Source organism: Stenotrophomonas maltophilia, assembly GCF_013464485.1.
Lineage (GTDB): Bacteria > Pseudomonadota > Gammaproteobacteria > Xanthomonadales > Xanthomonadaceae > Stenotrophomonas > Stenotrophomonas maltophilia_AW.
On record NZ_RAUX01000053.1, the window covers coordinates 30,233 to 41,021 of the forward strand.

Below are 10,789 nucleotides of genomic sequence, written 5' to 3' on the forward strand. Positions count from 1 at the left end.
TTGTCTGGCGCACGGCGCGCCACGACAATACGTACAGAGCGTATGAATAAGAGGCTACATTCATACGCTTCGTATGTAAATAATCATGCACTTCGTATGTAAGGAGCTCCGGATGGTCCGCCGCACCCGCGCCGAGATGGAAGAAACCCGCGCCACCCTGCTGGCCACCGCCCGCCGCGTATTCAGCGAGCACGGCTATGCCGCCACCTCGATGGATGACCTGACCGCCCAGGCCGGGCTGACCCGCGGCGCGCTGTACCACCACTTCGGCGACAAGAAGGGGCTACTGGCGGCTGTCGTCGCCCAGCTCGATACCGAGACCGACCTGCGCCTGCAGGCGATCAGTGATACCGCCGACGATGCCTGGGAGGGCTTCGTGCAGCGTTGCCGCGCCTACCTGGAAATGGCGCTGGAGCCGGAGATCCAGCGCATCGTGCTGCGCGATGCGCGCGCCGTGCTGGGTGGCGCCTCACCGGAATCGCAGCGCCACTGCGTGCACTCGATGCAGCGCTTGATCGAACAGTTGGTCACGCAGGGTGTGGTGGCACCGGTGGAGGCGCAGGCGCTGGCGTCGCTGATCTACGGCAGCCTGGCCGAGGCCGCGTTCTGGATCGCCGAGGGCGAGGATGGCGACGCGCGCCTGCGGCAGGCAACGGCGGCGCTGGAGATGCTGCTGCGTGGGTTGAAGTCAGCTGGGTGAGGCCCGTCCACGCATGGCGTGGATCTGCTGCGGAATCCGCTCTGGTAGATGCCAACCTTGGTTGGCGCTTCTGCCGCACCGCGCGAAACGCGTGCCAACCAGGGTTGGCACCTACCAGAACCATGGTGCCGGCGTGCTGGTCAAGGTTGGCACCTACCGGAGCATTTCGGGCCACCCGCGCAGGATCTCCACCGGCACCCCCATGCGCGCGCAGGCTCGGCTGGCCAGGCCATCGGGCAGCGCGTGGCGGAACAGCGGCGCCATGCCCTGCATCAGCTTCGCAGAGGCTGCTGCCTGCGCACGCTGGCGGCCAGTGCGTTCCAGCGTGCTCTCGGCCCAGTCCGGCAGCAGTGCGGCGCCCGCGCCAAGGAACACCTCACGCGACAGCCCCGGCACCGGTACCGGCAGGCGCACGCCAGACAACACCTCCAGCACTTCGCGCGAACGCTCGTCCACACGCAGCTCCGGCTGCCGTGCGCAGAAGTAGGCCGCCACTTCCGCTTCACTGCGCGGCACCTCCACCGCGCCCAGCGCCTCGGCCACGCAGCGATACTCGTCGTAGTAGCGGTCGGCGATGTGCGCCGGCACGTCGCGCCCGTAGCGGCGGAAGCCCTGCAGGAAACCAAACGCTTCGGTCACATGCACCCAGGTCAGCAGCTGCGGATCATCGGCAGCATAGGGCTCGCCCTGCGCAGTCTGGCCGCGTATCCGCGCATGGATGCGACGCACCTTGGCCACCAGCGCTTCCACCTCGCCGCTGGGTGCATAGCTGGTGCCGGCAACGAAGGCGGTGGTACGACGCAGGCGCCCCACCAGGTCCTGGCGGAAGTTGGAGTGGTCGTAGACACCGGCCAGCGCACGCGGATGCAGGGTCTGCAGCATCAGCGCGCACAGGCCGCCGGCCAGCATCGAGGGGAATTCGGCATGAAGCCGCCAGGTCACGCTGTCCGGCCCGAACCAGCCGGGATCGCCCACCGGATGGTCGTAATCGATGCCGCTCTGGCCGCGCGGAAATGCGTCCAGCACCCAGCGCCGGATCGGCGCGGTGACAGGGCGGGAGAGTCGCTGCAGCAGAGCTGGCATCACAGGTCCAGGAAAAGCGGAAGAACGGCGGCACGTTGCGCGGTCGGCCCCGATTCTGGGCGATCACGACGTCGGCGGCGAGTCTCCGCGCTCAGCCACGGTTTCATGTGCGGCCGCAGCACGTTTCACCCTGCGACATCCTGTCGCAGGCTGCGGCCGCTATGCTGCAATGCATCAATATTCACCCATTCAGACAAAAGCCTTACGCCGCAGGGCATCGCGCCCATTGCACCGCTCGCTGGAAGTGCTAGAACTGAACCCGCCACACCGTCCAATGCTGATCGACGCACGTTCCACAAGGAGCCAGCCATGATTGCTTTGTTCAAGGGTTTGGGAATTCTGCTTCGCGACAACGAGCTCTACAGCAGCCCGTTCGACAAACAGGTCGCGCACTGGCGCAATCTCAGCGAGCAGCAGATCCGCGATGAAGTAGCGGTGCTGGCCCAGGCCAAGTGCCAATGGCTGATCGCCTCGATCGTGGGCTGGCAGGCGGCGTCCCTGCTGATCCTCGGCCTGATCGCCAACTACCTGTGGCGCGATGACTTTCATATCACCTTCACCCGCGTGGTGATCGTGTTCGGCTCATGGGTGTCGATCCTGTTCGTGATCTGGTTCATGGCCAACATGTTCGATCAGCAGGCCGGTTTCGAGCGCTGGATGAAGGCGTTCAACAGCCGCGCCCGCATCAGCTCCAAGGCCGACAGTGTCGAGAACGTGGCCGAGGCGCTGGATCTGGCCGAGCACTACCCGGAAGTGCTGGACTACAAGCAGGCGGTCACCGCCAGGCGCGAACTGCGCCACGAGGACATCCGCATCATGACCGAGATCGGGCGCATGAAGCAGCACTCCGAGCTGGTCGGCCGCCTCAATCATGTGGGCGAGAACGAGCACCACCACGATCTGACACTGCAGCCGGCCTACTGACCCTTCAGGGAAGCGGGGGGACCCACACTGCCACCGTGATCACTCACGGTGGCAGTGTTCTATCGGGTCCTGGCTGACACACTGGCGGAAGCCCTTGGGCAGATCGCGCATGGCTTCGGTTTTTCCCACCGCCACCGCGAACCGGCGCAGCGGTGGCGTCGCGCAGGCCGCATCGGTCGTGCAGGCCGGGTCCAGCACCAGGTAGTGGCATTGGCCACTGCTGCTGGCGATGCACTGGAACCGCGCCTCGCCATCGACCACGGTGCCCTTGCTGTACAGCGTGTCCACGCCGTTGGCATGGGTGCGGGTGATCGAGGTAGTGCTGGACTTCTCGCAGCCGGCCAATGACAGCGCGGCGACGCAGGCAATCAGGAACAGGCGCATGGTGCCTCCGGAATGCGGCTACATGCCGCGGAACAGGCTCATGAAAGGTTGGCTGACCACCAGCGTCTCGGCACGGCCACGCAGGCGCAATACCCCCCGGCCGGTGTCGTCGCGGCTCACCGCCGCCACCGCCTTCATGTTGACGATGGTCGAGCGATGGATCTGGCGGAAATGCTGCGGGTCGAGCACTTCCAGCAGTTCACGCAACGGCGTGCGCAGCAGGCTCTCGCCTGCGGCGGTAACCACGGTGGTGTACTTGTTGTCAGCGCGGAAGTAGGCCACGTCTTCCAGCATGATCAGCTGCGTCTCGCGGCCGTTGCTGGCGGTGATCCAGGCCAGCGGCGGACGCTCTGCAGTGCCCTGCGATGGGCCCAGCCGCTGCAGCAGACGCTCAAGCACGGCGTCGTCCTGCCGCGTGGAGGGCAAGCGTGAAAGAATTCGTTCGCGCGTGGCCAGCAGGCGCTCGTCGCTGACCGGCTTGAGCAGGTAATCCATTGCGCCCTGCTCGAAGGCATCGATGGCGTACTGGTCGTAGGCGGTGACGAACACCACCTGGGTGCGTGGGCTCAACTCTGACAGCGAGCGTGCCACTTCAATACCGCTGATGCCGGGCATGCGGATATCGAGGAAAGCGATGTCCGGCTGCTTCTCGGCCAACTGCTCCAGCGCGCTGGCACCATCCTCGCACTCGGCCACCAGCTTCAGGTCCGGCCACAGCCGGCCCAGCTGCCCCACCAGCGACTGCCGCAGCAGTTCCTCGTCTTCAGCGATCAGCGCCTCAAGCGGCATGGCTGCGCTCCTTGCTCGTCTGCGGCAGGGTCATGGTTGCGGCCACGCCGCTGGGGAAGTTGGCAACGATCGCCACACCGGCCTGCTCACCGCAGGTCAGGCGCAGGCGCTCGCGCAGGTTCTTCAGGCCGATGCCGGTACCGCTGGTGCCCTGGCCGAAGCCGAGCCCATCGTCAGCCACCGTCACTGTCACGTGGTCATCGAAGCCACGGGCCAGGATCCAGATCGTGCCACCGCCGGGCTTGGGCTCGAGGCCGTGCTTGATGGCGTTCTCCACCAGCGTCTGCAGTGCCATCGCCGGCAGGTGCACGCCGTGCAGTTCGTTCGGCACCTGCACTTCCACCCCCAGGCGGGCCCCCATGCGGATACGCAGGATCTCCAGATAGGCGCGGGTGCGTTCCAGCTCCACGCCCAGCGTGGACACCGATTCGTCCACCTGTGGCAGCGAACTGCGCAGGTACTGGATCAGATGGCCCAGCATCTGATCGGCCCGCGCCGGATCGGTGCGGGTCAGCACCTGCGCGTTGGCCAGCGTGTTGTAGAGGAAATGCGGTTCCACCTGCGCATGCAGCAGGTTCAAGCGTGCAACCGACAGTTCCTTTTCCACCTGGGTCTGCTCGGCCGCAGCCTGCTCGTCACGGCGCTGGTCGGCAACACGGCGGCTGATCGCACGGGTGACGGCCTCGGCGTTTTCGAAGTTGCTGCCCTCGTCCAGGGCCAGCAGATCAGCCCACCAGCCCGCGTCCGGCTCGAACAACAGGGTGACGGTGCTGGTGCCCTGCCCCGGGGTAACCGTGGCCAGCACGCTGTTGCGCTTGATCGCCAACCGCGCCGGCAGGTTCCAGCGCGACGGCTGGCGGCCGTTCCAGGCATCCACCCGGCGCACGTATGCCCTCACCTGCAGGCTGCCAGCCGAACTTTCCACGTCTTCAACGCGCGGCAGTTCGGCAATCGCCGCTTCCACCACCGAGAAGGCCTGGCCGGCATCCATCGGCAGTTCCACCTGGCGGCGTTGGCGGCCGGAGAGCGTGGTCGAATCCAGGCGTCCGGCCACAAGCCAGACGCGGCGGACATGGGTGATGGCACTGCCCAGCGCCGAGATCATCAGGAACATCGCCAACAGGCCGAAGATCCAGCCCGGACCATCGTTCATGCCACTGAAGATGCCGCTCCAGACCATGCCGGCGACAACCAGTGCAGCGGCCCAGGCCAGCAGGTGGCGAATCAGGAGAGAGAGGCTGGCAAACACGGCAGCGCCTTGGAGGAAGGGGGTGAGCCGAGCATAGGGCGGCCCGCCGGGCAAACAAGCGGGTTGCGACGAAGGGCCGGAAAGCGGGGATGGAAGCCGTTACGGAAACGCCGGGACAACCCGGCGTTTCCGGGGGCGGCAATGCCGGCCAGTGGCCGGCACTACCGAACGCCGTTACTTGCGCTGGTCGGCGCTGGCGTCGCGCACGGTGCGGAACGACTCGTCCTTGCTCCAGTTCGGCCAGCTGCGCGCGTTGGCCAGCTGGCTGCCCAGCGTGTACAGCACCTCCAGGTCGCGGGCGGCACCGGCGAACACCCAGTCCGGCTGCCATTCGTCGCCCTGCTGGTGGTAACGCTTGGCGGTGTAGTCCTCCGAGGCCTTCCTGCCTGCGGCCACGCCACCGTCCACCCAGTCCTGGCCGGCCGACCACGACAGCGCCGGCACACCACGCTTGGCGAACGGGAAGTGATCGGAGCGGAAGAACAGGCCCGCTTCCGGCTTCGGGTCCGGGGTGTAGCGGATGTCCCAGCCCTTGGCCACGTCCTTCAGCTGGTCCAGCAGCTCGAAGCGCGCCGCGCCGTAGATGCCGAAATCACGCGACGGACCGAACGGCGCCATGCCGTCCATGTTGATCACCGCCACGGTCTTTTCCAGCGGGTACAGCGGATGGGTAGCGTAGTACTCCGAACCCAGCAGGCCCTTTTCCTCGGCGGTGACCGCCAGGAACAGCACCGAACGCTCGGGGCGCTTGGCCTTGGCGAAGCCGCGGGCCAGTTCGATCAGCGAAGCGGTGCCGCTGGCGTTGTCCAGCGCACCGTTGAAGATACGGTCACCGCGTGCGTCCGGCTCGCCCACGCCGATGTGGTCCCAGTGCGCGCTGTAGATGATCGTCTCGTCCGGATGGCGGGTGCCTTCCAGGCGTGCGGCCACATTGTGCGAGGTGATCACTTCGGTCTTCACCGCGTACTTCGCGTCCAGGCTGGCGCCGGTCAGCGGCACCGGAGTGAAGTCGCGCTGCTGCGCCTTCTTCTTCAGTGCCTCGAAGTCCTGGCCGGCCGAGCGGAACAGTTCCACGGCCAGGTCGCGCTGGATCCAGCCTTCCAGCAGCGGATGGCTGTCGGCCGGATTGTCGCGCACCACATCGAACATGGTGTTGGTGTTGGAACCGGCCACCGTGGCCCAGCCATAGGAGGCCGGTGCGGTCTCATGCACGATCAGCACGCCCAGCGCGCCCTGGCGTGCACCTTCCTCGTACTTGTAGGTCCAACGGCCGTAGTAGGTCATGCCCTTGCCGTCGAAATCGCCCTGGCCGGTCTCGAAGTCCGGGTCGTTGATCAGCACGACGGCGATCTTGCCCTTCAGGTCCACGCCCTTGAAGTCGTCCCAGTTGCGCTCCGGTGCCTTCACGCCGTAGCCGAGGAACACCAGCGGTGCCTTGCTGATGTCGACGTTGCTGGCGCCGTTCATGGCCGCGCGCACGGCAATCTGCTTGCCCTGCTCCAGCGGCAGGGTCTTGCCACCCTGGTGCAGCGCCAGCTGCGGGGTGCCAACGATGTCGCCCTTGCGCAGCGGCACGGCCTGCGTCCACAGGCGCTTGCCGTCCTTGAGGTCGCCGCCGGGTTGCAGGCCTGCGTCGGCGAACTGCTTGCTGAGGAAGGCGATGGTCTTCTCTTCACCGGCAGTGGCCGGGGAACGGCCTTCGTACGCGTCGGAGGCCAGTTCCTTGACGTCGGCGGAGATCCGCGCGCCATCGAATTTCGGGGTGGCCGCCATCAGTGCGCTCGACACCGACAGGGCCAGCACGCCCAGTACTACTCGTTTCATTGCTCTCTCCAGCAGGGAAATCCTTCCGGAGTGTAATGGGATTCGGCAGGGCTGCGCCCTGCACCTGCCGAAGCCAGAGCAACAGCAACGGCCGAAGCAACGACAACAGCTGGCTTGCTGAGGATAGGCAGACTCCCGCTGCTGTTGGCGGGTGCCGACCGTTGGTCGGCACGGATCCCGCTCTGGCWGGTGTCGACCTTGGTCKACACGCCACGCCATGCATGGATGAGCCCCCCGAGGGCTCAGTTTTCCTGTCCCCCGGAACGGATATCCGAGCCGACGTGTTCGGCTCGCGCCAGCAGCAGCGCCTGCTCGCGGGCATTGCCGGTGAGCGCGGCCGCCTCGCGGAAAGCCGCGGCGGCATCGTCATGCCGGCCCAGCTGCTGCAGCAGATCGGCACGCACCACCTGCAACGGCGCATAGCCCTGCAATCGTGCATCGGCCAGCAGAGGCTGCAACAATGCCCAGCCCGAAAACGCGCCGTCGCTGCGCGACACCGCCACCGCCCGGTTGAGGGCCACGACCGGCGAAGGCATCACTTGCAGCAGTTGTGCATACAGCGCGGCGATGCGCGACCAATCGGTGTCTTCGGCACGCCGTGCCGCCGCATGGCAGGCCGCGATACGCGCCTGCAGGACATAGGGGTCATCGCTACCACCGGCCGCCAGTGCGCGCGCCAGCACCTGCTGCCCACGTTCAATCTGCAGCCAGTCCCAGCGCGCACGGTTCTGCTGGTCCAGCAGCACCGGCATACCCTGCGCATTGGTGCGCGCGGCCGCACGCGATGCCTGCAGCTCCATCAACGCCAACAGGCCCAGCACCGGCGGCGCCGGCAACCGGTGCGCCAGAATGCGTGCCAGCCGCAGCGCTTCCTCGCACAATGCCGGGCGCATCCAGTCATCACCGGCACTGGCCGCATAGCCCTCGTTGAACACCAGATAGATCGCCTCCAGCACCGAGCCGAGCCGCTCGGGCATCGCCTCTGCACGCGGGACCTCGTAGGGCACCTGCTTCTGCGCCAGCGAGCGCTTGGCACGCACGATGCGCTGGGCGATGGTCGGCTCGGGCTGCAGGAAGGCGCGGGCGATCTCGGTGGTGGTCAGGCCACCGAGCAGGCGCAGGGTCAGTGCCACCCGCGCATCGGCCGGCAGCACCGGATGGCAGGCCACGAACATCAAGCGCAGCAGATCATCGCCCAGGTCATCTTCCAGCGCCTGGCTGTCATCCGGCGCCGGCAACGCCGCCGGATGCAGTTCCTCACCCCACTGCGCATGCTGCTGCGCCACCCGCTGGTGCTGGCGCAGCACATCGATGGCACGGTTGCGCGCAGTGGTCATCAGCCAGGCTCCGGGATTGTCCGGGATGCCCTGCTCCGGCCAGCGCTCCAGCGCGGCCAGCCAGGTGTCCTGGGCCAGCTCCTCGGCACGGCCGACATCGCCACCGAGCAGCCGCGCCAGGCGCGCGATCAGCACTGGCGACTCCATCCGCCAGAGGGTTTCCAGACGCTGCGTCAGTGCGGGATCAAGCATGCGCCGATCACAGCACGCACGCCCGGCCTGCACAAGCGCCGCAGCTCACGCTTCGACGATGGGCTTGAAGCCCCCCCAGAACATGCGCTGGGTATCGAACGGCATGTCCTTCGGGCCCAGCGATGCCAGCCGGGGGTCCGCCATCACCTTCGCGTTGATCCGATCCCGCGCCGCGCGCGAGCGGAACACCACGAACGCGACGATCACCGTTTCGCCAGGCTTCGCCTTGACCGAACGGGGAAACGACGTGCGCTTTCCCGGCTCAACATCGTCCGCCACGCACTCCATGTACTGCAGCGCGCCATGTTCCTTCCACACCGCGCCTGCCTTGCGGGCAAGGCGGCGGTAGGCCGCCACCTTGTCCTGCGGGCACGGCAGCACGTAAGCATCCACGTAAGCCATGAGCGTTCTCCCTACGGCGGCCGTCAGCCCGGCTCGCCGTCCATGTGTGCGATTTCCCAGAGATGGCCATCCAGGTCCTGGAAGGCGCGCTGGTACATGAAGCCATAGTCGCGCGCCGGCTGCGGTTCGCTGGCTCCGGCGGCCAGTGCCTTGTCCACCATCACGTCAACGGCCTCGCGGCTGGGCGCAGAAAGTGCATTGATCACTTCCGTGTGGGTGTGTGCGTCGGCAATCGCCTTGTTGGTGAACTGCTGGAAAAAAGGTTGGGTCAGCAGCATCACGTAGATGCTCTCGCTGATGACCATGCCGGCCGCGTCGTCATTGGTGTAGGTTGGATTGAAGCTGTAGCCCAGTGCGGTGAAGAAGGCCTTGGATTTTTCCAGATCCTGCACGGGCAGGTTGACGAAGATCATCTGCGGTTGCGGTGCACTCATCGGTGAAGCTCCTTGTGGATGAAGGGAAGAGGAATCAGGGCTGTTTCATGCAATTGACCATCCACGGCTTGCCGTAGCGGTCGATCAACATGCCCCAGCGATGGGCCCAGAACGTTTCGGCAATCGGCACCTGCACCTGGCCACCTTCAGCCAGTGCCGCGAACACACGCTCGGCTTCCTCGATGCTGTCCACATCGACATTGATGGTGGTCGAGCCACCTTCGCCACCGCCGGGGCCATCGGCGGCCATCACGATGGCGTTGCCGATCTCCAGCTGGCTGTGCGCGACGTGGTCCAGCGTTTCCGGTGGCATCTCATTGCACCCCGGCGAGCCATCGGACGGCGGCATGTCGCGGTACTTCATCTCCGAAGTGACCTGGCCGCCGAGCGCCTTGGCATAGAACGCCATCGCATCGTGGGCCTGGCCGCTGAAGCCGAGGAAGGGAATCAGTTTCATGGCAGTACTCCTTTGGGTAGGTAGGGGGGCCGGGCCACACCCGGCAGAGGCACACCAGGGTCGAATCAGTTTTCCAACTGTTCCCGCAGACGCTGTTCCTGCTGCTGTAAGTCGGGGGTGAAGGCTTCACCGAAGTCTTCCGCGGTGATCAGCGGGCGCAGCTCCAGGGTGCCACCGCTGCCGAACGGCGCACGGCTGGCCCATTCGACGGCCTCCTCCAGTGAACGCACGTCCCACAGCCAGAAGCCGGCGATCTGCTCGCTGGCGGGGCCGAACGGACCGGCCTCGACCCTGGGCGCGCCGCTGCCGAAATGAATGCGACGGCCGCGCTGGGTGGCGTGCAGGCCTTCACCAGCCAGCATGATGCCGGCGGCCACGAGTTGTTCGTTGAAGGCGCCCATTTCGGACAGTTCCTGTTCGCTGGGCATGCCGCCGGCTTCGGAGTCGGCGTTGGCCTTCACGATCACCATTACTTTCATTTCGGTCTCCCGTGGGGACGCATGGTGCGTGCCCTTCACTGGGTACAACGAACCAGGGGGCTGGGAATCGACACGTCTGTTGGGAATTTTTTTCTTCCGCGGAAAGCGCGCCTTCGGCGGGGGTGGCGAACGGCGGAGCCCCTCCGTGGTGGGGTGGGGTTGGTCGCTGAGAGCTTGGGCTCTTGAGCTTGGCCGGGTGGGTAGGCGGGKCGGGGGACGCCGTGAACCCCTCCATGGGGGCTTGGCCGCGCCATCCATGCCGCGSACACCCCCGCCCCGCCTACCCACCCGGCCACGGACAGTTTCCTGCCTCCGATACGCACCACGGGTAGATCAAGAGAAAAGGCAACAGCAACAACGATTGGCTGGCGGCCTCGGCTTTGCGAGCGCAGCGACCCGCTTCTGCTCTTGTTGTTGATTTCCCGTGGTGGATCGGCCGCCGGAATCTGTCTGGGGCCGGGSGGGKGGGGTTGGCGGGGTATCCGCGCCATGGATGGCGCGGCCAAGCCCCCATGGACGGGTTCACGGCGTCCCC

12 protein-coding genes are annotated in these 10,789 nt (G+C 66.3%); 2 read left to right on the forward strand and 10 right to left on the reverse strand.

Features of this window, described 5'->3' with window-relative positions:
* Positions 1-112: 112 nt before the first annotated feature.
* Positions 113-700: a TetR/AcrR family transcriptional regulator gene (locus D7Y61_RS20195; RefSeq protein ID WP_180868890.1), complete on the forward strand. Its 588-nt coding sequence runs from the start codon at positions 113-115 to the stop codon at positions 698-700.
* Between the two features lie 153 nt (positions 701-853).
* On the opposite strand, the gene D7Y61_RS20200 is transcribed toward D7Y61_RS20195, so the two are convergent.
* Entirely contained in the window at positions 854-1,783 is a 930-nt protein-coding gene (locus tag D7Y61_RS20200; protein WP_180868892.1) for an oxygenase MpaB family protein, read from the reverse strand.
* A 309-nt stretch (positions 1,784-2,092) separates the two neighbouring features.
* Here D7Y61_RS20200 and D7Y61_RS20205 point away from each other — a divergent pair, with 309 nt between their 5' ends.
* A complete protein-coding gene (locus D7Y61_RS20205) occupies positions 2,093-2,707 on the forward strand; it encodes a hypothetical protein (RefSeq protein ID WP_180868893.1) in 615 nt (204 codons plus the stop codon).
* A gap of 39 nt (positions 2,708-2,746) precedes the next feature.
* Here the strand turns inward: D7Y61_RS20205 and D7Y61_RS20210 are convergent, their stop codons facing one another.
* The 9 genes from D7Y61_RS20210 to D7Y61_RS20250 all read right to left on the reverse strand — a co-directional run bounded on the left by D7Y61_RS20210 (position 2,747) and on the right by D7Y61_RS20250 (position 10,254).
* Entirely contained in the window at positions 2,747-3,091 is a 345-nt protein-coding gene (locus D7Y61_RS20210; protein WP_180868895.1) for a hypothetical protein, read from the reverse strand.
* A gap of 18 nt (positions 3,092-3,109) precedes the next feature.
* The gene (locus D7Y61_RS20215) at positions 3,110-3,880 is read right to left on the reverse strand and encodes a LytR/AlgR family response regulator transcription factor (protein WP_180868897.1); all 771 of its coding nucleotides are present in this window, start codon (positions 3,878-3,880) and stop codon (positions 3,110-3,112) included.
* Complete coding sequence (locus tag D7Y61_RS20220; RefSeq protein WP_180868898.1) at positions 3,870-5,129, reverse strand: histidine kinase; 1,260 nt, start codon at positions 5,127-5,129, stop codon at positions 3,870-3,872. The genes D7Y61_RS20215 and D7Y61_RS20220 overlap by 11 nt, the downstream gene beginning before the upstream one ends.
* A 174-nt stretch (positions 5,130-5,303) precedes the next feature.
* Positions 5,304-6,953 carry a M28 family metallopeptidase gene (locus D7Y61_RS20225; protein ID WP_180868900.1) on the reverse strand — a complete coding sequence of 550 codons (1,650 nt, stop codon included), beginning with the start codon at positions 6,951-6,953 and terminating at the stop codon, positions 5,304-5,306.
* Between the two features lie 242 nt (positions 6,954-7,195).
* A complete protein-coding gene (locus tag D7Y61_RS20230; protein ID WP_180868901.1) occupies positions 7,196-8,482 on the reverse strand; it encodes an RNA polymerase sigma factor in 1,287 nt (428 codons plus the stop codon).
* Positions 8,483-8,527: 45 nt separating this feature from the next.
* The gene (locus tag D7Y61_RS20235) at positions 8,528-8,884 is read right to left on the reverse strand and encodes a DUF1428 domain-containing protein (protein WP_180868902.1); all 357 of its coding nucleotides are present in this window, start codon (positions 8,882-8,884) and stop codon (positions 8,528-8,530) included.
* A gap of 23 nt (positions 8,885-8,907) precedes the next feature.
* Complete coding sequence (locus D7Y61_RS20240; RefSeq protein ID WP_180868903.1) at positions 8,908-9,318, reverse strand: VOC family protein; 411 nt, start codon at positions 9,316-9,318, stop codon at positions 8,908-8,910.
* Between the two features lie 34 nt (positions 9,319-9,352).
* Positions 9,353-9,775, reverse strand: coding sequence for a VOC family protein (locus D7Y61_RS20245; protein ID WP_180868904.1), 423 nt, complete (start codon positions 9,773-9,775; stop codon positions 9,353-9,355).
* Between the two features lie 65 nt (positions 9,776-9,840).
* Positions 9,841-10,254 carry a YciI family protein gene (locus tag D7Y61_RS20250; protein ID WP_180868905.1) on the reverse strand — a complete coding sequence of 138 codons (414 nt, stop codon included), beginning with the start codon at positions 10,252-10,254 and terminating at the stop codon, positions 9,841-9,843.
* Between the last annotated feature and the right edge of the window lie 535 nt (positions 10,255-10,789).